16 protein-coding genes and 1 tRNA gene are annotated in these 22,315 nt (G+C 69.2%); 10 read left to right on the forward strand and 7 right to left on the reverse strand.

Annotated features, from left to right (window positions below; translation table 11 throughout):
- Positions 1-144: 144 nt before the first annotated feature.
- The gene (gene polA / locus AAFF41_RS14320; RefSeq protein ID WP_343324039.1) at positions 145-2,874 is read right to left on the reverse strand and encodes a DNA polymerase I; all 2,730 of its coding nucleotides are present in this window, start codon (positions 2,872-2,874) and stop codon (positions 145-147) included.
- A gap of 122 nt (positions 2,875-2,996) precedes the next feature.
- On the opposite strand from polA, the gene AAFF41_RS14325 reads away from it, so the two are divergent.
- The 7 genes from AAFF41_RS14325 to AAFF41_RS14355 all read left to right on the forward strand — a co-directional run bounded on the left by AAFF41_RS14325 (position 2,997) and on the right by AAFF41_RS14355 (position 12,258).
- Complete coding sequence (locus tag AAFF41_RS14325) at positions 2,997-5,276, forward strand: FdhF/YdeP family oxidoreductase (protein ID WP_319748278.1); 2,280 nt, start codon at positions 2,997-2,999, stop codon at positions 5,274-5,276.
- A 54-nt stretch (positions 5,277-5,330) separates the two neighbouring features.
- Positions 5,331-5,816, forward strand: a complete 486-nt coding sequence (locus AAFF41_RS14330) for a PaaI family thioesterase (RefSeq protein ID WP_319748279.1) — start codon at positions 5,331-5,333, stop codon at positions 5,814-5,816.
- A 642-nt stretch (positions 5,817-6,458) separates the two neighbouring features.
- Entirely contained in the window at positions 6,459-7,679 is a 1,221-nt protein-coding gene (locus AAFF41_RS14335) for a branched-chain amino acid ABC transporter substrate-binding protein (protein WP_319748280.1), read from the forward strand.
- Between the two features lie 199 nt (positions 7,680-7,878).
- Positions 7,879-8,811, forward strand: a complete 933-nt coding sequence (locus tag AAFF41_RS14340) for a branched-chain amino acid ABC transporter permease (RefSeq protein ID WP_319748281.1) — start codon at positions 7,879-7,881, stop codon at positions 8,809-8,811.
- A gap of 5 nt (positions 8,812-8,816) precedes the next feature.
- Positions 8,817-10,601, forward strand: a complete 1,785-nt coding sequence (locus AAFF41_RS14345; RefSeq protein ID WP_319748378.1) for a branched-chain amino acid ABC transporter permease — start codon at positions 8,817-8,819, stop codon at positions 10,599-10,601.
- Positions 10,602-10,606: 5 nt separating this feature from the next.
- On the forward strand, positions 10,607-11,545 hold the full coding sequence (locus AAFF41_RS14350) for an ABC transporter ATP-binding protein (protein WP_388411651.1): 939 nt from the start codon (positions 10,607-10,609) through the stop codon (positions 11,543-11,545).
- Positions 11,542-12,258: an ABC transporter ATP-binding protein gene (locus AAFF41_RS14355; protein WP_060898117.1), complete on the forward strand. Its 717-nt coding sequence runs from the start codon at positions 11,542-11,544 to the stop codon at positions 12,256-12,258. Before AAFF41_RS14350 ends, AAFF41_RS14355 begins: the two co-directional genes overlap by 4 nt.
- 107 nt (positions 12,259-12,365) lie before the next feature.
- Here the strand turns inward: AAFF41_RS14355 and AAFF41_RS14360 are convergent, their stop codons facing one another.
- Together AAFF41_RS14360 and AAFF41_RS14365 are read right to left on the reverse strand one after the other, a co-directional pair.
- A complete protein-coding gene (locus AAFF41_RS14360; protein WP_319748283.1) occupies positions 12,366-12,749 on the reverse strand; it encodes a DUF2267 domain-containing protein in 384 nt (127 codons plus the stop codon).
- A 122-nt stretch (positions 12,750-12,871) separates the two neighbouring features.
- On the reverse strand, positions 12,872-13,522 hold the full coding sequence (locus AAFF41_RS14365) for an ANTAR domain-containing response regulator (RefSeq protein WP_054235992.1): 651 nt from the start codon (positions 13,520-13,522) through the stop codon (positions 12,872-12,874).
- Between the two features lie 101 nt (positions 13,523-13,623).
- On the opposite strand from AAFF41_RS14365, the gene AAFF41_RS14370 reads away from it, so the two are divergent.
- Together AAFF41_RS14370 and AAFF41_RS14375 are read left to right on the forward strand one after the other, a co-directional pair.
- Positions 13,624-13,706: transfer RNA gene (locus AAFF41_RS14370), tRNA-Leu, on the forward strand.
- Between the two features lie 88 nt (positions 13,707-13,794).
- Positions 13,795-14,574, forward strand: coding sequence for a helix-turn-helix domain-containing protein (locus tag AAFF41_RS14375; protein ID WP_343324041.1), 780 nt, complete (start codon positions 13,795-13,797; stop codon positions 14,572-14,574).
- 9 nt (positions 14,575-14,583) lie between these two features.
- On the opposite strand, the gene pyk is transcribed toward AAFF41_RS14375, so the two are convergent.
- Positions 14,584-16,020, reverse strand: a complete 1,437-nt coding sequence (gene pyk / locus AAFF41_RS14380) for a pyruvate kinase (RefSeq protein ID WP_319748285.1) — start codon at positions 16,018-16,020, stop codon at positions 14,584-14,586.
- A gap of 150 nt (positions 16,021-16,170) precedes the next feature.
- The gene (locus tag AAFF41_RS14385; protein WP_319748286.1) at positions 16,171-16,884 is read right to left on the reverse strand and encodes an SIMPL domain-containing protein; all 714 of its coding nucleotides are present in this window, start codon (positions 16,882-16,884) and stop codon (positions 16,171-16,173) included.
- A 138-nt stretch (positions 16,885-17,022) separates the two neighbouring features.
- Between AAFF41_RS14385 and AAFF41_RS14390 the strand changes: the two genes are divergently transcribed.
- Positions 17,023-18,837, forward strand: coding sequence for a bifunctional metallophosphatase/5'-nucleotidase (locus tag AAFF41_RS14390; RefSeq protein WP_343324042.1), 1,815 nt, complete (start codon positions 17,023-17,025; stop codon positions 18,835-18,837).
- A gap of 140 nt (positions 18,838-18,977) precedes the next feature.
- On the opposite strand, the gene AAFF41_RS14395 is transcribed toward AAFF41_RS14390, so the two are convergent.
- On the reverse strand, positions 18,978-20,399 hold the full coding sequence (locus AAFF41_RS14395) for a lysine N(6)-hydroxylase/L-ornithine N(5)-oxygenase family protein (protein WP_343324043.1): 1,422 nt from the start codon (positions 20,397-20,399) through the stop codon (positions 18,978-18,980).
- Positions 20,396-21,760, reverse strand: coding sequence for a pyridoxal phosphate-dependent decarboxylase family protein (locus tag AAFF41_RS14400; protein ID WP_343324044.1), 1,365 nt, complete (start codon positions 21,758-21,760; stop codon positions 20,396-20,398). The genes AAFF41_RS14395 and AAFF41_RS14400 overlap by 4 nt, the downstream gene beginning before the upstream one ends.
- Positions 21,761-22,315: the final 555 nt, after the last annotated feature.

The following is a 22,315-nucleotide window of genomic DNA, read 5'->3' on the forward strand; positions in this document are numbered from 1 at the left end:
GAACCGGCCCGGCCCGACGCCGGACCCGGGGCCCTGGGCCGGAACCGGGACCGGGCCCCTGGGCCGGGACCGGGCCACGGCGTCGGCGTCGGGGGCCTGGGGCGGAAACGTGGGCCGGGGTTTCAGGGGCTCGTTCGTCGGGGGCTAGTGCGCTGCGGATTCCCAGTCGGGGCCCGCGCCGACGGAGACGTCGAGCGGCGCCCGGAGATGAACGGCGGACGCCATCTCGCGGCGGACGAGTTCCTCGGTCTTCGCCCGCTCTCCTGGGGCGATCTCCAGGACGATTTCGTCGTGGACCTGCAGGAGCATGCGGGACTTCAGCCCGGCCTCCTGCAGCGCCCGGTCCACGTTCAGCATCGCGATCTTGACGATGTCCGCGGCCGTGCCCTGGATGGGGGCGTTGAGCGCCATGCGCTCGGCGGCCTCACGACGCTGCCGGTTGTCGCTGTTGAGGTCGGGCAGATAGCGGCGGCGCCCGAAGAGCGTCGCCGTGTAACCCGTGGCGCGGGCCTCGTCGACCGCCCGGCGCAGATAGTCCCGGACGCCTCCGAAACGCTCGAAGTACGTGTCCATCAACACACGCGCCTCACCCGCGTCGATGTTCAGCTGCTGGGAGAGACCGAACGCCGACAGCCCGTAGGCGAGGCCGTACGACATCGCCTTGATCTTGCGGCGCATCTCCGCGTCGACCGCCGAACGCTCGACCGAGAACACCTGCGACGCCACCGTCGTGTGCAGGTCCTCGCCCGACGTGAACGCCTCCAACAGGCCCTCGTCCTCGGACAGATGCGCCATCACACGCAGTTCGATCTGGCTGTAGTCGGCCGTCATGAGGGACTCGAAGCCCTCGCCGACCACGAAGCCGCGGCGGATCGCGCGGCCCTCCTCCGTACGGACCGGGATGTTCTGCAGGTTCGGATCCACCGACGAGAGCCGGCCCGTCGCGGCCACCGTCTGGTTGAACGTGGTGTGGATGCGGCCGTCCGCGGCGATCGTCTTGATCAGGCCCTCGACCGTCACCCGCAGCCTCGCCTGCTCACGGTGGCGCAGCATGATGACCGGCAGCTCGTGGTCGGTCTGCGTGGCCAGCCAGGCCAGCGCGTCCGCGTCCGTCGTGTAACCGGTCTTCGTCTTCTTCGTCTTGGGCAGGTCCAGCTCGCCGAAGAAGACCTCCTGGAGCTGCTTGGGCGAGCCGAGGTTGAACTCGTGCCCGACGGAGGCGTGGGCCTCCTTCACCGCCTGCTGCACGGCGCCGGCGAACATCTGCTCCATGGCTTCCAGGTGCGCCCGGTCCGCCGCGATGCCGTGCCGCTCCAGCCGGGCCAGCAGCGCCGACGTGGGCAGCTCCATGTCGCGCAGCAGCTCGGCCGCGCCGACCTCCGCCAGCTTCTCGCCGAACGCCTCGCCCAGGTCGAGGATCGTGCGGGCCTGCACCATCAGCGCCTCGGCCTCGGCCTGGTCGTCCGCGCCGAAGGCCAGCTGACCGTCGGCCACCGCGGCGGGCCCCAGCTCGCGGCCCAGGTACTCCAGGGACAGCGCGTCCAGCGCGAAGGAGCGGCGGCCCGGCTTCACCAGATACGCGGCGAGCGCGGTGTCCATGGACACACCCTCGATCGTCCACCCGTGCTCGGCGAAGACCCGCATCGCACCCTTGGCGTTGTGCAGCACCTTGGGCTTCTCGGGGTCGGCGAGCCACTTCGCGAACGCGTTCTCGTCGGCCTCGTCCAGCCGCGAGGGGTCGAACCACGCCGCCGCCCCGTCCGCCGCGGCCAGCGCGACCTCGGCCACCGACCCCGACCCCAGCGCCCACGTGTCGACGGTGGCCAGACCCAGGACCGCCTTGCCGTCGTGCTCGGCGAGCCACGGCTTCAGCTCGCCCGCACCCAGGACCGTCCCGTCCAGCTCGACCCCCTCGACGACCGGAGCGGCCGCCTCGGCCTCCTCCGTCCCGGGGTCGACGGCGAAGAGCCGCTCCCGCAGGGAGGGGTTGCGGATCTCCAGGGTGTCCAGGACCATCACGACCGCCGTACGGTCGTACGCCGCGCGCTCCAGGTCGGCGACGGTCTTCGGGAGCTCGACGTCCTTCACCATCTCCGTGAGACGGCGGTTGAGCTTGACCGCCTCCAGGTGGTCGCGGAGGTTCTGCCCGGCCTTGCCCTTGACCTCGTCGACACGCTCGACGAGGTCCGCGAACGAACCGAACTGGTTGATCCACTTCGCGGCCGTCTTCTCGCCGACACCGGGGATGCCCGGCAGGTTGTCCGACGGGTCGCCGCGCAGCGCCGCGAAGTCGGGGTACTGCGCCGGCGTCAGCCCGTACTTCTCGAGGACCTTCTCCGGAGTGAAGCGGGTCAGCTCGGAGACGCCCTTCGTCGGGTACAGCACCGTCGTGTGCTCGGACACCAGCTGGAAGGAGTCGCGGTCACCGGTGACGATCAGGACCTCGAAACCCTCGGCCTCGGCCTGCGTGGCGAGCGTCGCGATGATGTCGTCGGCCTCGAAGCCGTCGACGGCGAACCGCTGCGCGTGCATCGCGTCCAGCAGCTCGCCGATCAGCTCGACCTGCCCCTTGAACTCGTCCGGGGTCTTCGAACGGTTCGCCTTGTACTCCGTGAACTCCTCGGAGCGCCACGTCTTGCGCGAGACGTCGAACGCCACCGCGAAATGCGTGGGCGCCTCGTCGCGCAGCGTGTTCGCCAGCATCGACGCGAAACCATAGATCGCGTTCGTCGGCTGACCCGTCGCGGTCGTGAAATTCTCCGCGGGCAGCGCGAAGAACGCGCGGTACGCCAGCGAGTGCCCATCCATGAGCATCAGCCGCGGACGGCCCGCACCTGCGGTTTTCTCGGTCTTCTTCGATGCTGTTTCTGCCACGCCCCCGATCCTCGCACGCCCCACTGACAGTGCGGACCTCCCGGGACCGGCCGCCGTCGTCGTCACTGGCGCGTGGGAGGATCTGCCCCGTACTTCATACGTGCATGCGAGGGGGTCCCCTGATGGCCAGCAAGCCGCCCAAGAGCGATCCGGTCCAGGACGCGCCGCAGGTCGTCGAACCGAAGCGCGCCGCGGCCGGGCTGCCCGCCATCGGGCACACCCTGCGCATCGCCCAGCAGCAGATGGGGGTGAAGCGCACCGCGCTGACCCTCCTGCGCGTCAACCAGAAGGACGGCTTCGACTGCCCGGGCTGCGCCTGGCCCGAGCCGGAGCACCGGCACGCGGCGGAGTTCTGCGAGAACGGCGCGAAGGCGGTCGCCGAGGAGGCCACCCTGCGCCGGGTCACCCCGGACTTCTTCGCCGCGCACCCGGTCACCGACCTGCACGGCCGCAGCGGCTACTGGCTCGGCCAGCAGGGCCGCCTCACCCACCCCATGTACCTGCCCGAGGGCGCCGACCACTACGAGCCGGTCTCCTGGGAGCGCGCCTTCGACATCGTCGCCGAGGAGCTCGCCGCCCTCGGTTCCCCCGACGAGGCCCTCTTCTACACCTCGGGGCGCACGAGCAACGAGGCCGCGTTCCTCTACCAGCTCTTCGCCCGCGAGCTCGGCACGAACAACCTGCCGGACTGTTCGAACATGTGCCACGAGTCCTCGGGCTCCGCGCTCTCCGAGACCATCGGCATCGGCAAGGGCAGCGTCCTGCTCGAGGACCTCTACAAGGCGGACCTGATCATCGTCGCCGGGCAGAACCCCGGCACCAACCACCCGCGCATGCTCTCCGCCCTGGAGAAGGCCAAGGCCAACGGCGCGAAGATCATCAGTGTCAACCCGCTGCCCGAGGCGGGCCTGGAGCGCTTCAAGAACCCGCAGACCCCCCAGGGCATGCTCAAGGGCGCCGCTCTCACCGACCTGTTCCTGCAGATCCGCCTGGGCGGCGACCAGGCCCTCTTCCGTCTCCTGAACAAGCTCGTCCTGGAGACCGAGGGCGCGGTCGACGAGGACTTCATCGCCGAACACACCCACGGCTACGAGGAGTTCGCGGCCGCCGCCCGCACCGCCGACTGGGACGAGACCCTCACCGCGACGGGCCTCACCCGCGAGAAGATCGACGAGGCCCTCCGCCTCGTCCTGTCCTCCCAGCGCACCATCGTCTGCTGGGCCATGGGCCTCACCCAGCACAAGCACTCCGTGCCCACGATCCGAGAAGTGGTCAACTTCCTGCTGCTGCGCGGCAACATCGGCCGTCCCGGCGCGGGCGTCTGCCCGGTCCGCGGCCACTCGAACGTGCAGGGCGACCGCACCATGGGCATCTTCGAGCGCCCCGCCCCGGCCTTCCTGGACGCCCTGGAGAAGGAGTTCGGCTTCGCCCCGCCCCGCGAGCACGGCTACGACGTCGTACGGGCCATACGCGCCCTGCGCGACGGCGACGCGAAGGTCTTCTTCGCCATGGGCGGCAACTTCGTCTCCGCCTCCCCCGACACCGACGTCACCGAGGCCGCCATGCGCCGCGCCCGCCTCACGGTGCACGTCTCGACCAAGCTCAACCGCTCCCACGTCGTCACCGGCGCCCGCGCCCTGATCCTGCCCACCCTCGGCCGCACCGAGCGCGACCTCCAGGGCGGCGGCGAGCAGTTCGTGACCGTCGAGGACTCCATGGGCATGGTCCACGCCTCACGCGGCCGTCTGGAGCCCGCGAGCGAGCACCTCCTGTCCGAGCCGGCCATCGTCTGCCGCCTCGCCCGCCGCGTGCTCGGCGACTCCTCCCGCACCCCCTGGGAGGAGTTCGAGAAGGACTACGCCACGATCCGCGACCGCATCGCGCGCGTGGTCCCCGGCTTCGACGACTTCAACGCGCGCGTCGCCGACCCCGCCGGCTTCGCCCTCCCCCACGCCCCCCGCGACGAACGCCGCTTCCCCACCGCGACCGGCAAGGCCAACTTCACCGCCGCGCCCGTCGAGTACCCGAAGCTCCCCGAAGGCCGCCTCCTCCTCCAGACCCTCCGCTCGCACGACCAGTACAACACCACCATCTACGGCCTCGACGACCGCTACAGGGGCATCAAGAACGGCCGCCGAGTGGTCCTCGTCAACCCCGAGGACGCCCGCGCGCTGAACGTCACCGACGGCTCGTACGTCGACCTCGTCAGCGAATGGCGGGACGGCGTGGAGCGGCGCGCCGCCGGATTCCGCGTCGTGCACTACCCGACCGCCCGCGGCTGCGCCGCCGCGTACTACCCGGAGACCAACGTCCTCGTCCCGCTCGACGCCACCGCGGACACCAGTAACACCCCGGCCAGCAAGTCCGTCGTGGTCCGTCTGGAACAATCGGCCACCGACTGAGCGTTTGCTCAGCCAGTCAGCCAGAGAGATCGACGACGATCGGAGCCGGCCCCCATGGGCGAGCAGAGCCAAGTGAAGTTCCCGCACGAGGTCATCGACGAGTACGCCGCACTCGGCGTCGACCTGCCCGCCCTCTTCTCGGCAGGCCACCTCGGCACCCGCATGGGCGTCCAGATCATCGAGGCCTCCGCGGACCGGGTCGTCGGCACCATGCCGGTGGAGGGCAACACCCAGCCGTACGGTCTCCTGCACGGCGGCGCCTCCGCCGTCCTCGCGGAGACCCTCGGCTCGGTCGGCTCCATGCTCCACGGCGGCAGCTCCAAGATCGCCGTCGGCGTCGACCTGAACTGCACCCACCACCGCGGCGCCCGTTCCGGCCTCGTCACCGGCGTGGCCACCCCCGTACACCGCGGGCGCACGACAGCGACGTACGAGATCGTCATCACCGACGAGAACGACAAGCGCGTCTGCACCGCCCGCCTCACCTGCCTCCTGCGCGAGGTCAACCCCTCCGACGCCGCCCACGTACGCCCGTCCTGACCCACGCCTCAGCCGCCCACGGAGCAAGGGGGCAGGAGACATCTGCCCCCACTCACCGGCAGTCGCACGCCCCGCGCGCCGTAACCGCACTCCAATACGCCGGAGTTATCGGAAATCAGCGGCAACTCATCACCTTTTCGGGCGAGTTCACGCGCCTTCATGAGACCGCGCGCCCGGACCGCACCTCATGCGCCCTAATACCGTGCACGCCGACCGAACTCCGAGTTCCCTTTTCTCGACGTAACGCTGCGTAACACGCACGCAATACGGCATCGGAGTTCCTTCTTCGTCGGCCCGCACTCCCGCGACCTCTCCCGACTCCGCCACGCGACCTGCGACGGCACCCGACCGGGATCTTCGTCCACGCACAACCGGAGGTGCGGATTCTCAACATGTGGAACGAGAAGAATTTCCGCCAAATCGGCCGAGAATACCCGTCCCTGAAGCCCACCAACCGGCACGTCATAACAAGAAAGTCACAAGCCAGCCCACGGCGATGCCCGGGCCCACAGACAGGCTTAGAGTCACGGCCAGTCACCGCGCCGCCGGGCGCGTCTGCAGCACGGCTCGGTATCACCCAGTACGGCCCGGCGAGACACACGGCAGCTCAGCAGGGCTGCTGCGCCAGGGAGAGGATTCAACGTGCGACAGCGTTCTTTGGTCATACTCACCTCCGTGCTCACCACCGGAGCACTCACGCTGACCGCTTGCGGTTCGCGTGACAACAGCGGGGACAAGAGCAGCAGCAGCAAGACCGAGATCATCATCGGCGTTGACGCTCCGCTGACCGGTCAGAACTCCGCAACCGGCCTCGGCATCCAGGGCGGCGTGCAGATCGCCGTCGACGACGCCAACAAGAACAACACCGTCCCCGGCGTGACCTTCAAGGTCCAGGCGCTCGACGACAAGGCGATCCCGGCCAGCGGTCAGCAGAACGCCACCGCTCTCGTCAACAACGAGAAGGTCCTCGGCGTCGTCGGCCCGCTGAACTCCGGTGTGGCCACGCAGATGCAGCAGGTCTTCGCGACCGCCAACCTGGTCGAGATCTCGCCCTCCAACACGGCGCCCGAGCTCACCCAGGGCAAGAACTGGCAGGCCTCGAAGTCGCGCCCGTTCAAGACGTACTTCCGCACGGCCACCACCGACGCCCTCCAGGGCGGCTTCGCGGCCGAGTACGCGTCCAGCACGCTCAAGAAGAAGAACGTCTTCGTCGTCGACGACAAGCAGACCTACGGCGCCGGCCTGGCCAAGCTGTTCAAGGCCGGCTTCACCAAGAGCGGCGGCAAGGTCGCCGGCGAGGACCACGTCAACACCGGCGACACCGACTTCTCCGCCCTCGTCACCAAGATCAAGAACTCCAAGGCCGACCTGGTCTACTACGGCGGCCAGTACGACGAGTCGGAGAAGCTCACCAAGCAGCTCAAGGACGGCGGAGTCAAGATCCCGCTGTTCGGCGGTGACGGCATGTTCAGCGACACCTACATCCAGACCGCCGGCAAGACCTCCGAGGGTGACCTGGCCACCTCCGTCGGCCAGCCCGTCGACTCCCTGCCGTCCGCCGCGGACTTCATCAAGAAGTACAAGGCGTCCGGCCTCAAGGGCGACTACGGCACCTACGGCGGCTACTCCTACGACGCCGCGACCGCCATCATCAAGGCGATCGCCAACGTCGTGAAGGACGGCAAGGTCCCCGACGGCGCCCGCGCCAAGATCGTGGACGAGGTCCAGAAGACGAAGTTCGAGGGCATCGCCGGCCCCGTCTCCTTCGACGAGTACGGCGACACCACCAACAAGCAGCTCACCGTCTACCAGGTCGTCAACGGCAAGTGGAAGGCCGTCAAGAGCGGCACGTTCAACGGCTGATCCGATCCCAGCTGATTTCAGCTGACTCCAGCTGATTCCGGCCAAGTCCAGCTGATCCCAGCTAACTCCAGCTGATCCCAGCTGATTCGAGATCCGCCGCTAGCTACACCCCAGGGCCGCGCGGCCAAGACCACACGTCACCGCGCGGCCCGCCCCATATCCCCCCGTTCACTCTCCCCACCCACATGGAGGCCATGCGGTGAACACCCTGCCGCAGCAGCTGGCCAACGGGCTGTTCCTCGGCTCGATGTACGGGCTGATCGCCATCGGCTACACGATGGTGTACGGCATCGTCCAGCTCATCAACTTCGCCCACGGCGAGATCTTCATGACCGGAGGCTTCGGCGCACTCACGGTCTACCTCTACGTCCTGCCCGACGGCACATCCATGTGGATAGCCCTCCCAGCGATGCTCATCGGCGGCGGACTCGTCGCCGTCCTCATCGCCGTCGGGGCGGAACGGTTCGCCTACCGACCACTGCGCGGCGCGCCACGCCTGGCACCCCTCATCACCGCCATCGGCCTCTCCCTCGCGCTCCAGCAGGCCGTCTTCAACTGGTACCCGAACGCCAAGACCGACCGCAACTTCCCCCAGATCGACGCCGGACCCTGGCACATCGGGTCCATCAGCGTCAGCAGCGGCTCGCTCTTCGTCATCGTCGCCGCCCCGCTCTGCATGGCGGCCCTCGCCCTCTTCGTCAGCATGTCCCGCACCGGCCGCGCCATGCAGGCCACCGCCCAAGACCCTGACACCGCCCAGCTCATGGGCATCGACACCAACAAGATCATCGTGATCGCCTTCGCCATCGGCGGCTTCTTCGCCGCCGTCGCCGCCGTCTCCTACGGCCTGCGCTACGGCTCGATCCAGTACAACATGGGCTTCCAGATGGGCCTCAAGGCCTTCACCGCGGCCGTCCTCGGCGGCATCGGCAACATCTACGGCGCCATGATCGGCGGCCTCGTCCTCGGCCTCGCCGAGACCATGGCCACCTCCTACATCGACGGCATCCCCGGCATGCAGCAGCTCGGCGGCGGCGGCTGGTCCTCCGTCTGGGCCTTCGTCCTCCTCATCCTCGTACTGCTGTTCAGGCCACAAGGCCTGGTCGGCGAACGCGTCGCGGACAGGGCGTGAACACCATGGCAACCACCGAGAACACCGCCCAGATCACCGCCCCCGCGCGCGGCCTGATCGCACTCCCCCAGACCGCCGCGCGCGCCCTCGTCGCCGTCGGCGCCGTCGCCACCATCGCCAGCACCTACATGTCGTGGACCTACACGGCCACCTTCCCCGGGGACCTCACCTACTACGGCTCCCCGGCCGGCCTCCAGATCCTCGACCTCGTCGCCGGCGCGCTCACCCTGCTCTTCGCGCTCACCCTCTTCGGCGTCCGCGGCCTGCGCTGGCTCAACCCGGCAGGCGCCACCGCGCCCGTCGTCCTCGCCGCCGGCTCCGCGTTCGCCGTCAGCTGGTTCAGCGCCATCGCCATCGCGGTCGACCTCAAGGGCCTCATCGCCCTGGACCCCGGCGCCTACGTCACCGCCATCGGCTCCCTGATCGCCCTCGTCGGCGCCCTCGCTCTCCCGAGCCCCGGCAACACCTTCAAGGACTGGGTCAGCAAGCCCGACCACATCCCCGCGGCCGAGAAGCTCCCCGGCTGGGCCGAGCGCCTCGTCATCACCGGCGCCACCGCCCTCGCCCTGATCGTCTTCACGTACGGCATCGGCGTCGACCCCGACGCCAGCGAGACGTTCATCGGCTACCTGCTGCTCGTCGTCCTCGGCACCTGGGCGCTCCAGGCCGCCGGACTCTTCGACCGGTTCGCCACGCTCAACGCCCGCCACAAGGGATTCGCCACCTCCATGGCGTTCCTCGCCGCGGCGATCTTCCCCTTCGTCGAGAACAACGAGCACAACGCCAACCTCGGCGTGAACATCCTCGTCGTCGCCACCGTCGCCCTCGGCCTGAACATCGTCGTCGGCCTCACCGGACTCCTCGACCTCGGATACGTCGCCTTCCTCGGCGTCGGCGCCTACGCCGCGGCCCTCGTCTCCGGCTCCGAGTTCTCCCGCTTCTCCGGCGTCCAGTTCCCCTTCTGGGCCGCCATGCTCACCGGCATGGCCGCGTCGCTCGTCTTCGGCGTCCTCATCGGCGCCCCCACCCTGCGACTGCGCGGCGACTACCTCGCCATCGTCACCCTCGGCTTCGGAGAGATCTTCCGCATCTCCGTCAACAACCTCGACGGCTCCTCCGGACCGAACCTGACCAACGGCCCCAACGGCATCTCGATGATCCCGGACCTCGACATCTTCGGGTTCAACCTCGGGAACTCGCACGACATCGGCTCGATCACCCTCGGCCGCTTCGCGAACTACTTCCTGCTGATGCTGATCATCACCGGCATCGTCGTGGTCGTCTTCAACCGCGCCGCCGACTCCCGTATCGGCCGCTCCTGGATCGCCATCCGCGAGGACGAGACCGCCGCAACCGCCATGGGCATCAACGGCTTCCGCGTCAAGCTCATCGCCTTCGCCCTCGGCGCCTCCCTCGCCGGCCTCGCCGGCACGGTCAGCGCCCACGTCGGCTACAGCGTCAACCCGGCCCCGTACCAGTTCGCCGGCTCCGTACCGCCCAACTCCGCCTTCCTGCTGGCCGCGGTCGTCCTCGGCGGCATGGGCACGGTCAACGGCCCCATCCTCGGCGCCACCCTGCTCTACCTCCTCCCCGAGAAGCTCGGCTTCCTGAAGGAGTACCAGCTCTTCGCCTTCGGCATCGCGCTCGTGATCCTCATGCGCTTCCGCCCCGAGGGCATCATCGCCAACCGCCGTCGCCAGCTCGAGTTCCACGAGTCCGACGACAGCGTCGACATCCCCGAACAAGGCCTGCCCGACTCCACTGTCGGCGTCACCAAGGCAGGGGCGTGACCCACATGACCACCACCACGGCCACCAGCCCCGTACTCGAGGCCAGCGGCGTCACCATGCGCTTCGGCGGCCTCACCGCCGTCCGCAGCGTCGACCTCACCGTCAACTCGGGCGAGATCGTCGGCCTCATCGGCCCCAACGGCGCCGGCAAGACGACCTTCTTCAACTGCCTCACCGGCCTGTACGTGCCGACCGAGGGCAAGGTCTCCTACAAGGGCACCGTCCTCCCGCCCAAGCCCCACCTCGTCACCAGCGCCGGCATCGCCCGCACCTTCCAGAACATCCGGCTCTTCGCCAACATGACCGTCCTGGAGAACGTGCTCGTCGGCCGCCACACCAGGACCAAGGAAGGCCTCTGGTCGGCCCTCCTGCGCGGCCCCGGCTTCCGCAAGGCAGAAGCCGCCTCCCGCGAACGCGCCATGGAACTGCTGGAGTTCATCGGCCTCGACCACAAGGCCGACCACCTCTCCCGCAACCTCCCCTACGGCGAACAGCGCAAGCTCGAAATCGCCCGCGCCATGGCGAGCGAACCGGGCCTGCTGCTCCTGGACGAGCCCACGGCCGGCATGAACCCCCAGGAGACACGCGCGACCGAAGACCTCGTCTTCGCCATCCGCGACAGGGGCATCGCCGTCCTCGTCATCGAGCACGACATGCGCTTCATCTTCAACCTGTCCGACCGCGTCGCCTGCCTCGTCCAGGGCGAGAAGCTCGTCGAGGGCACCTCCGAGGTCGTCCAGGGCGACGAACGCGTCATCGCCGCCTACCTCGGCACCCCGTTCGAGGGCGCCCCCGGCGCGGAGGAACTCGCCGAGGTCGAAGCCGCCGAGGCGGCGGAGGCCACGGACGCTCCCGAGCCCGCGGAAGCCTCCGAGACTCCCGAGGCCGCCGAGAGCGACGCCGCCGCGGAGGGCACCACCAGCAAGGAAGGAAACGCCCAGTGACCGCACTGCTCGAGGTCGAAGACCTCAAGGTCGCCTACGGCAAGATCGAAGCCGTCAAGGGCATCTCCTTCTCCGTCGAAGCCGGCCAGATCGTCACCCTCATCGGCACCAACGGCGCCGGCAAGACGACCACCCTGCGCACCCTCTCCGGGCTCCTCAAGCCCACCGCGGGCCGCATCACCTTCGACGGCAAACCCCTCAGCGGCATCCCCGCCCACAAGATCGTCTCCCTGGGCCTCGCCCACTCCCCCGAGGGACGCCACATCTTCCCCCGGCTGACGATCACCGAGAACCTCCAGCTCGGCGCGTTCCTGCGCACCGACAAGGCAGGCATCGAGAAGGACATCCAGCGCGCCTACGACCTCTTCCCCATCCTGGGTGAACGCCGCAAGCAGGCCGCGGGAACCCTCTCCGGCGGCGAGCAGCAGATGCTGGCCATGGGCCGCGCGCTCATGTCCCAGCCCAAGCTGCTCATGCTCGACGAACCCTCCATGGGTCTCTCCCCGATCATGATGCAGAAGATCATGGCCACCATCGCCGAACTCAAGGCCGACGGTACGACCATCCTCCTCGTCGAGCAGAACGCCCAGGCGGCGCTCTCCCTCGCCGATCAGGGACACGTCATGGAGGTCGGCAACATCGTCCTCTCCGGCACCGGACAGGACCTGCTGCACGACGAGTCGGTACGCAAGGCCTACCTGGGCGAGGACTGAGACCAGGCTGCGGCCGTAGGACCGTACAGCCGCTGCACGAAGAGGCCCGCGCCCCCAGTCGGGGGCGCGGGCCTCTTCGTCACTCACCCCTACCGCTCGCCGGGGAATCAGCCGACGAAATTCTCGATCGGCCTGGAGAAGTCCGCACCTAGTTGCGACATCGCGTGGCCGAACTCCTTCTCGCTGATCGCGTCACGGAGCGTGACCAGCACGGCACGGACGCCACCGTCGGCCTCGTCCGGCTTGAGCACGTTGCGCTGGGCCACTCGCCGCACGAGCTCGTCGTAGTCGAAGCGCTCGATCTCCGCGGTGGCACCCCGCCGAACGGACTCCGCCAGACCCTCCGGGAGCTCCAGCGCCAGGTTCCGCGCCTCACCCGAGCTCAGCCGATGGGCGAGCGTCTCGAGCGTGGCACGCGTGAGATCGGCCGACTCCTGCCGAGTCAGGCCCGTACGTTCCGACACCGCTTGGACGAACGCCTTCTCTTCCACGCGCTGTCTCCTTTGCTGCCTTGCCGACCCGAAGGCCACACGGCCCCGAATCCAGCCTGACACGCGGTCGCCGGGCTCGCGCGGGCAGGACGCGGCACCCCGAAGCGGGGCGCCGCCGCTCCCTAGCCCTTGGAGGCCTTCTTCTCCTCGGCGTCCGCGATGACCGCCTCGGCGACCTGCTGCATGGACATACGACGGTCCATGGAGGTCTTCTGGATCCACCGGAACGCGGCGGGCTCGGTCAGCCCGTACTGCGTCTGCAGCACGGACTTGGCCCGGTCGACCAGCTTGCGGGTCTCCAGACGCTGGCTGAGGTCGGCGACCTCCTTCTCCAACTGCTTCAGCTCCGTGAACCGCGAGACGGCCATCTCGATCGCCGGTACGACGTCGCTCTTGCTGAAGGGCTTCACGAGGTACGCCATCGCGCCGGCGTCACGGGCCCGCTCGACGAGGTCGCGCTGCGAGAACGCGGTGAGCATCAGGACGGGGGCGATGCTCTCCTCGGCGATCTTCTCGGCCGCCGAGATCCCGTCCAGCTTGGGCATCTTGACGTCCAGGATCACGAGGTCGGGCCGGTGCTCACGGGCCAGCTCGACGGCCTGCTCCCCGTCCCCCGCCTCGCCCACGACGGCGTAGCCCTCTTCCTCGAGCATCTCTTTGAGGTCGAGGCGGATCAGCGCCTCGTCCTCGGCGATGACGACACGGGTCGTCAGCGGAGGCACGTGCGACTTGTCGTCGTCGGCGACGGGCTGGGGCGACTCGGGGGCGGTCACGGGGGCTCCTCGTTCACGGGCCGGGCAAGTGCTGCTGCCCAAGAGCCTACCTAGCTGCAGCGAGCTGCGGTGACCCGGTATGCTTCCGGGCAGCCACTTACGCCGGGTTGGTGGAACGGCATACACGGAGGTCTCAAACACCTCTGCCCGTGAGGGCTTGCGGGTTCGAATCCCGCACCCGGCACAGTTCCGCAGCTAAGCGGATGTTCCCGTTCTCGTGAACATCCGCTTTTTGCTGCACGCGGTCACGGTCAGTGACGCAGAGTGGCCGCATGGAGCAGCAAAATTCTTCGATTCGCGCTCAAGCTGTCGCACTGATGCGCCAGGGCGTCCCCAACCGCGCAGCCGCGGAACGCCTCAACGTCCCGCGTGGCACGGTCGGCTGGTGGCGCAGCGAAGACCGCAGAGCTCGCGGCGAGGCGTACGAGCAGTCAACGGACTGCCCCCGATGCACGGCACGCGACTTCGACAGGGTGGCCTACGCCTATTTACTGGGGCTCTACCTCGGCGACGGCCACATCATCTCGAAGCGCAAGCAGCATCACCTGTCCGTGTTCTGCAACGCCAAACAAACGGGCCTGATCGCAGCCACCGAAGATGCCATGCGCAAGGTGATGCCACTGCCGAGCGTCGGACAGCGCAGCAAGACAGGCTGCGTCGAGGTGAAGTCGTACACCAGGCACTGGACTTGCATGTTCCCTCAGCACGGCCCCGGCAAGAAGCACGAGCGCCCGATCGCCCTCGAACCCTGGCAACAGGAAATCGTCGACGCTCACCCGTGGGAATTCATCCGCGGGCTCATCCACTCCGACGGCTGTCGCATCACGAACTGGACGACCCGCCTCGTCGCCGGTGAGCGCAAGCGCTACGAGTACCCCCGGTATTTCTTCACCAACAAGTCCGACGACATCCGGAAGCTCTTTGCCGACGCCCTCGACCCGGTAGGCGTCGAGTGGACGACGCTGGCGCGCGGCAGCGACCCGTTCAACATCTCCGTCGCCCGCAAAGTCTCCGTCGCTCTCATGGACGCCCACGTCGGTCCGAAGTACTGACAGCCGGGTCTACTTCGGGCTGTCGTCCTCTCCGATGTGGTGGACGCGTACGAGGTTCGTGGTGCCGGAGACGCCGGGCGGGGAGCCGGCGGTGATGACGACGATGTCGCCCTTTTCGCAGCGGCCGTACCTCAGGAGGAGTTCGTCCACCTGGTCGACCATCGCGTCGGTGGAGTCGACGTGCGGTCCCAGGAACGTCTCTACGCCCCAGGTCAGGTTCAGCTGGGAGCGGGTGGCCGGGTCGGGGGTGAAGGCCAGCAGGGGGATCGGGGAGCGGTAGCGGGACAGGCGGCGGACCGTGTCGCCGGACTGGGTGAAGGCGACGAGGCACTTGGCGCCGAGGAAGTCGCCCATCTCCGCCGCCGCGCGGGCGACCGCACCGCCCTGGGTGCGGGGCTTGTTGCGGTCGGTCAGGGGCGGCAGGCCCTTGGCGAGGATGTCCTCCTCGGCGGCCTCGACGATGCGGGACATCGTCCGGACGGTTTCCACGGGGTACTTGCCGACGCTCGTCTCACCGGAGAGCATCACGGCGTCCGTGCCGTCGATGACGGCGTTGGCGACGTCGGACGCCTCGGCTCGCGTGGGGCGGGAGTTGTCGATCATCGAGTCGAGCATCTGGGTGGCGACGATGACCGGCTTGGCGTTGCGCTTGGCCAGCTTGATGGCGCGCTTCTGGACGATCGGGACCTGCTCGAGGGGCATTTCGACACCCAGGTCGCCGCGGGCGACCATGATGCCGTCGAAGGCGGCGACGATGTCGTCGATCGCCTCGACCGCCTGGGGCTTCTCGACCTTGGCGATCACGGGGAGGCGGCGGCCTTCCTCGTCCATGATGCGGTGGACGTCGCCGATGTCGCGGCCGCTGCGGACGAAGGAGAGGGCGATGACGTCGAAGCCGGTGCGCAGGGCCCAGCGGAGGTCCGCTTCGTCCTTGTCGGAGAGGGCGGGGACGGAGACGGCGACGCCGGGGAGGTTGAGGCCCTTGTGGTCGGAGACCATGCCGCCTTCGACGACGGTGGTGTGGACGCGCGGGCCGTCGACGGCGGTGACTTCGAGGCAGACCTTGCCGTCGTCGACGAGGATGCGTTCACCGGGGGTGACGTCGGCCGCGAGGCCCGAGTACGTCGTGCCGCAGGTGAGGCGGTCGCCCTCGGCGCCTTCTTCGACGGTGATGGTGAAGGTGTCTCCGCGTTCAAGGAGTACGGGGCCTTCGGTGAAGCGGCCGAGTCGGATCTTCGGGCCTTGAAGGTCGGCGAGCAGTCCGACGCTGCGGCCGGTCTCGTCGGAGGCCTTTCGCACGCGCTGGTAACGCTCCTCGTGTTCGGCGTGGGTGCCGTGGCTGAGGTTGAAGCGGGCTACGTCCATTCCGGCGTCGACCAGGGCTTTGAGCTGGTCGTACGAATCGGTGGCGGGGCCCAATGTACAGACGATTTTCGCTCGGCGCATGGTTTGAGCCTAGGCCTTACCGGTCGGTAGAGAATTGGTCCGGCATGACTACTCAACAACCTTTGCGTGAAGCCTTATTGACAACAGTTGAATTGTGCGCGGGGGTGCTCTGATGAGCGCGTCGGTACTTTATGGCGACCGGTCCGCGCTTTACAGTTCCGGCGGGGCCATCGTGAATCGGGCGTTGACCTGGGCGTAGACGTGTTGGCGCTCGGGTTCGAGGTCGAGGGGGGCGGCTTCTTCGGGTGTGCCGCCGGCGAAGGACATGGAGCGCATGGCGCGGCCGGGGGCCGCCGGGTAGGGCTGGGCGTTCTCGGCGCCGATGTCGGCGAGTTCGACGAGGGCGGCGAGGGTGGTGCCGAGGGCTTCGGCGTATTCGCGAGCCCGTTGGACGGCTTCGCGGACCGCCTGCTGTCGGGCTTGGCGGTGGGAGGGCGAGTCGGGGCGCAGGGCCCACCAGGGGCCGTCGACCCGGGTGAGGTCGAGGTCGGCGAGGCGGGTCGTCAGCTCGCCGAGTGCGGTGAAGTCGGTGAGTTCGGCGGTGAGGTGGACGCGGCCGTGGTAGGCGCGGACGCGTTCGCCGCGGCCGTGTTTCGTGAGTTCCGGGCTGATGGAGAAGGCGCCGGTTTCGAGGCGTTCGACGGCGTCTCCGTAGGACTTCACGAGGTCCATGGCCGTCGCGTTGCGGCGGGTGAGGTCGGCGAGGGCCTCGCGTCGGTCGGTGCCGCGGGCGCTGACGGTGATGCCGATGCGGGCGATCTCGGGGTCGACTTCGAGGTGGGCTTCGCCGCGGACGGCGATGCGGGGTGCCTCGGGGGTTCCGTAGGGGACTGCGGGTCGGGGTTCCTCTGCGATGGGGGCCATACGCCCCACTCTGTCACCGGAAGGGTGGGCGGGGTGCCCGGTGGTCACCAGATGGAAACCTCCCGGACCTGTTCTGGAGTGTCATGCGTGGGTCAGAATCTACGCGCGTCGTTGACCAATTCCCAAGGAGCCATAGACATGCCGTTGAACCGCCGGAAGTTCCTGAAGAAGTCCGCCGTGACGGGTGCGGGGGTGGCGTTGACCGGTGCGGTCGCGGCTCCGTCCGCGCAGGCGGCGACCTCGGCGGCGGCAGGGGGTGGGAAGAAGCCTGTGCAGCGGCACTCCCTCACCGTCATGGGCACGACGGACCTGCACGGACATGTCTTCAACTGGGACTACTTCAAGGACGCGGAGTACAAGGACACGGCGGGCAACGCGCAGGGGCTGGCGCGGATCTCGACGCTGGTGAACGAGATCCGCAAGGAGAAGGGGCGTTGCAACACCCTCCTTCTGGACGCGGGCGACACGATCCAGGGCACCCCGCTGACGTACTACTACGCGAAGGTGGACCCGATCACCGCCAAGGGCGGTCCGGTGCACCCGATGGCGCAGGCGATGAACGCGATCGGCTATGACGCGGTGGCGCTGGGCAACCACGAGTTCAACTACGGCATCGAGACGCTGCGGAAGTTCGAGTCGCAGTGCCGCTTCCCGCTGCTGGGTGCGAACGCGCTGGACGCGAAGACGCTGAAGCCGGCTTTCCCGCCGTACTTCATGAAGACGTTCCACGTGCCGGGTGCCCCGTCGGTGAAGGTGGCGGTGCTCGGTCTGACGAACCCGGGTATCGCGATCTGGGACAAGGCGTACGTCCAGGGGAAGTTGACGTTCCCGGGTCTGGAGGAGCAGGCGGCGAAGTGGGTTCCGAAGCTGCGGTCGATGGGTGCGGACGTGGTCGTCGTGTCGGCGCACTCCGGTTCGTCCGGCACGTCCTCCTACGGTGACCAGCTGCCGTACGTCGAGAACTCGGCGGCGCTCGTCGCCCAGCAGGTGCCGGGGATCGACGCGATTCTCGTCGGGCACGCGCACGTGGAGATCCCGGAGCTGAAGGTCACCAACGCCAAGACCGGCGGGACGGTGGTGCTGTCGGAGCCGCTGGCGTATGCCGAGCGGCTGTCGGTGTTCGACTTCGAGCTGGTCCTCGAGAAGGGGAAGTGGCAGGTCGAGTCGGTGACGGCCTCGGTCCGCAACTCGAACTCGGTCGCCGACGACCCGAAGATCACCCGGCTGCTGAAGGACGAGCACGACCTGGTGGTGGCGTACGTCAACCAGGTGGTCGGCACGGCCACGGACACGCTGACGACGGTCGAGGCGCGTTACAAGGACGCCCCGATCATCGACCTGATCACCAAGGTGCAGGAGGACGTGGTCAAGGCGGCGCTGGTGGGCACGGAGTACGCCTCGCTGCCCGTGATCGCGCAGGCCTCGCCGTTCTCGCGCACCTCCGAGATCCCGGCCGGCAAGGTGACGATCCGGGATCTGTCGAGTCTGTACGTGTACGACAACACGCTGGTCGCGAAGGTGCTGACGGGGGCGCAGGTGCGGGCGTACCTGGAGTACTCGGCGAACTACTTCGTGCGGACGGCGGCCGGTGCGGTGATCGACACGGAGAAGCTGACCAACGCGAACAACCGTCCGGACTACAACTACGACTATGTGTCGGGGCTCCGCTACGACATCGACATCGCGCAGGCGGAGGGTTCGCGGATCAAGAACCTGACGTACGACGGTGCGGCGCTGGACGACGCGCAGCAGTTCGTGTTCGCGGTGAACAACTACCGGGCGAACGGTGGCGGCGCCTTCCCGCATGTGGCGTCCGCGAAGGAGGTCTGGTCGGAGTCGACGGAGATCCGTACGCGGATCGCCGAGTGGGTGACCGCGAAGGGTGTGCTCGACCCGAAGGAGTTCGCTTCGGTGGACTGGAAGCTCACGCGGGACGGCACGCCTGTTTTCTAGGCCCGCCTGCTGTCTGGGCCGCCTGTTGTCTGGGCCGCCTGTTTTCTGGCCCGCCTGTTGTCTGGCCCGCCTGTTTTCTGGCCCGCCTGTTGCGGCTCGCTCGTTCTCTGGACCCCGGACGCGTGTCCGGGGTCTTCTTCTCACCGTCCGTCGACGAGCGGGGTGAGGGTCTGGGCGGTGTGGCGGGCGGGCGGGACCTGGGACTGGGGTTCGAGTCCGAAGGTGGTGAAGGCCGTACGGCGCGGCAGCGGGTAGGGGTCCTTGCCCGTCAGCGAGTTGAGGATGGTTGCGCTGCGCCAGGCGGCGAGGCCGAGGTCGGGGGCGCCGACGCCGTGGGTGTGGAGTTCGGCGTTCTGGACGTAGACACGGCCGGTGACGGCGAGGTCGAGGGCCAGGCGGAACTGGTCGTCGATGCGGGGGCGTTCGGCGCTGTCGCGGCGCAGGTAGGGGTCGAGCCCGGCGAGGATCTGGCCGAGGGGGCGTTCGCGGTAGCCGGTGGCGAGGACCACGGCGTCGGTGACGAGGCGGGTGCGGGCGCTCTGCTGGCCGTGTTCGAGGTGGAGTTCGACCTTGGTGGTGGCGACGCGGCCCGCGGTACGGACGGTGACGGCGGGGGTGAGGACGGCGTCGGGCCAGCCGCCGTGGAGGGTGCGGCGGTAGAGCTCGTCGTGGATGGCGGCGATGGTGTCGGCGTCGATGCCCTTGTGGAGTTGCCATTGGGCGGCGACGAGCCGGTCGCGTACGGGCTCGGTGAGGGCGTGGAAGTAGCGGGTGTAGTCGGGGGTGAAGTGTTCGAGGCCGAGCTTGGAGTACTCCATCGGGGCGAAGGCCTCGGTGCGGGCCAGCCAGTGGATCTTCTCGCGGCCGGCGGGCCGGTTGCGCAGGAGGTCGAGGAAGACCTCGGCGCCCGACTGCCCCGCGCCGATGACGGTGATGTGTTCGGCGGTGAGGAAGCTTTCGCGGTGGGCGAGGTAGTCCGCGGCGTGGATGACGGGGACGCCGGGGGCGTCGACGAGGGGTCTGAGGGGCTCGGGGATGTGGGGTGCGGTGCCGACGCCGAGGACGATGTTGCGGGTGTAGGTGCGGCCGAGGGCCTCGGCTTCTCCCTCGCTGTCGAGCTGGGTGAAGTCGACTTCGAACAGGGTGCGTTCGGGGTTCCAGCGGACGGCGTCGACCTGGTGGCCGAAGTGGAGTCCGGGGAGGCGGCCCGCGACCCAGCGGCAGTAGGCGTCGTACTCGGCGCGCTGCATGTGGAAGCGCTCGGCGAAGTAGAAGGGGAAGAGGCGGTCGCGGTCCTTGAGGTAGTTGAGGAAGGACCAGGGGCTGGCGGGGTCGGCGAGGGTGACCAGGTCGGCGAGGAAGGGGACCTGGAGGGTGGCGCCGTCGATGAGCAGGCCCGGGTGCCAGTCGAAGCCGGGGCGCTGTTCGTAGAAGACGCTGTCGAGTTCGGGGAGGGGGTGGGCGAGGGCGGCGAGGGAGAGGTTGAACGGGCCGATGCCGATGCCCACGAGGTCGCGGGGCGCGTCGGGCTCGTGGGGTGGAGGGAGGGGCGTCGGGCTCATCGGGGTGTGTGTCCTTCCACCAGTTTCAGGAGCGCGGCCAGGTCGCCCGGCCGGGTGTGGGGATTGAGGAGGGTGGCTTTGAGCCAGAGCCGGTCGTCGAGCAGGGCTCGGCCGAGGACGGCGCGTCCTTCGTGGAGCAGGGTGCGGCGTACGGCGGCGACGGCTTCGTCGGAGGCCTCGGCGGGGCGGAACAGGACGGTGCTGAGGGTGGGCGGGTCGTAGAGCTCGAAGCCGGGGTGTGCTTCGACGAGGTCCGCCAGTTCGACGGCGCGGGCGCAGACCTGGTCGACGAGCGCGCCGAGTCCCGCTCGCCCCAGGGTTTTGAGGGTGACGGCGACTTTGAGGACGTCGGGGCGTCGGGTGGTGCGCAGGGAGCGGCCCAGGAGGTCGGGGAGGCCCGCTTCGGTGTCGTCGTCGGCGTTGAGGTAGTCGGCGCGGTGGCTCAGGGCGTCGAGGTCGTGGGGGTCCTTGACGACGAGGAGGCCTGCGGCGACGGGCTGCCAGCCGAGTTTGTGCAGGTCGAGGGTGACGGTGTGGGCGCGGTCGAGTCCGTCGAGTTTGCCGCGGTGGTGGTCGCTGAAGAGGAGGCCTCCGCCGTAGGCGGCGTCGATGTGGAGGCGGGTGCCGTGGGCTTCGCAGAGGTCGGCGATGTCCGGCAGGGGGTCGATGAGTCCGGCGTCGGTGGTGCCCGCGGTGGCGGCCACGAGGAGGGAGCCGCGGAGGCCTTGGAGTTCGGTGAGGGCTTCGTCGAGGGCGGCGAGGTCCATGGTGCCGGCGGGGGCGGGGACGACGACGGGGTCGGGCAGGCCGAGGAGCCAGGCGGCGCGGGGCAGCGAGTGGTGGGCGTTGGCGCCGTGGATGAGCCGCACGCCGGCGTGTGCCTCCCGGGCGAGGAGGAGGGCGAGTTGGTTGGACTCGGTGCCGCCGGTGGTGACCAGGGCGTCGCCTGCGCCGATCTCCTGGGCGAGGGCCCGGGTGACGAGTGCCTCCAGTTCCGAGGCGGCCGGGGCCTGGTCCCAGGAGTCCATGGAGGGGTTGAGGGCGGAGGCGGCGAGGTCGGCGGCGGTGGCGACGGCGAGGGGGGGGCAGTGCAGGTGGGCGGCGCACAGGGGGTGGGCGGGGTCGGCCGCGCCCTCGGCGAGAGCCCGTACGAGGACGTGCAGGGCGTCTTCGGTTCCCTGCTCGGGCAGGACGTCGCCGACCGCGTCCCGTACGCGCCGGGCCACGCTCTCCGGTCCGCCAGCGGGCAGCGGTCCGCCGCGTGCCTCGCCGCCCTCGCGCAGTGCGTCGAGGACGGTGTCGAGCAGCGGCCGCAGCGCGCCGGGACCTTCGGGGCCTGAGGCGAGGGGCGGCGTGCTCATGAGGTGTCCTCCGGTGGGCGCGCGGCAGGGGGAGTACCAGCCTGTACGGGGATGGGCCTGCGTGCCCTGAAAGGTCAACGATCCGACCCGAATGGGGGTACTGGTGGGCGGAGAAAATATGGGTGGGGCGAGGCTGCCGGACGCCGCGCCGCGCCGGGGCGGGAACCACCTTTCCTCGCCCCCGCCGCCCCTACCCGTCCCATCCCCACGTGAGGGCTCCGCCCCCCATCCCCCGACCGGCCTGAACGGCCTCGTCCTCACACGCCGGACGGGCTGAAAGACGCGGGCCGGGGTGGGTGGGGTGACGGGGTGGGCGGGGCATCGGCCCCCGGCCACCCCGGACGGGCTGGATGGCGTGGGCCGGGGTGGGTGGGGTGCGACCACCAGCCTCGCCCTGGAGCGCCGGACGACCCCAGGCTTTCAGGGCGCGGGGAACCGCGCGACCAGCCCCCACCGGGCCGCAGCCAAACGAACCGGGCGGGGGATCCGGGGCGCAGTCCCGGCCCCAGGGGCGCGGGGAACCGCGCGACCGGCCACCGCCCCTCCGCGGCCGAA

The sequence above is a fragment of the Streptomyces mirabilis genome (genome assembly GCF_039503195.1).
GTDB classification, from domain to species: domain Bacteria; phylum Actinomycetota; class Actinomycetes; order Streptomycetales; family Streptomycetaceae; genus Streptomyces; species Streptomyces mirabilis_D.

Excerpts from the sequence above, each read along its gene's own strand:
- AAFF41_RS14325 (WP_319748278.1), top strand. The coding sequence starts at position 2,997 with ATGGCCAGCAAGCCGCCCAAGAGCGATCCGGTCCAGGACGCGCCGCAG.
- AAFF41_RS14330 (WP_319748279.1), top strand. The coding sequence starts at position 5,331 with ATGGGCGAGCAGAGCCAAGTGAAGTTCCCGCACGAGGTCATCGACGAG.
- AAFF41_RS14345 (WP_319748378.1), top strand. The coding sequence starts at position 8,817 with ATGGCAACCACCGAGAACACCGCCCAGATCACCGCCCCCGCGCGCGGC.
- AAFF41_RS14350 (WP_388411651.1), top strand. The coding sequence starts at position 10,607 with ATGACCACCACCACGGCCACCAGCCCCGTACTCGAGGCCAGCGGCGTC.
- AAFF41_RS14375 (WP_343324041.1), top strand. The coding sequence starts at position 13,795 with ATGGAGCAGCAAAATTCTTCGATTCGCGCTCAAGCTGTCGCACTGATG.
- pyk (WP_319748285.1), bottom strand. The coding sequence starts at position 16,020 with ATGCGCCGAGCGAAAATCGTCTGTACATTGGGCCCCGCCACCGATTCG.
- AAFF41_RS14385 (WP_319748286.1), bottom strand. The coding sequence starts at position 16,884 with ATGGCCCCCATCGCAGAGGAACCCCGACCCGCAGTCCCCTACGGAACC.
- AAFF41_RS14390 (WP_343324042.1), top strand. The coding sequence starts at position 17,023 with ATGCCGTTGAACCGCCGGAAGTTCCTGAAGAAGTCCGCCGTGACGGGT.
- AAFF41_RS14395 (WP_343324043.1), bottom strand. The coding sequence starts at position 20,399 with ATGAGCCCGACGCCCCTCCCTCCACCCCACGAGCCCGACGCGCCCCGC.
- AAFF41_RS14400 (WP_343324044.1), bottom strand. The coding sequence starts at position 21,760 with ATGAGCACGCCGCCCCTCGCCTCAGGCCCCGAAGGTCCCGGCGCGCTG.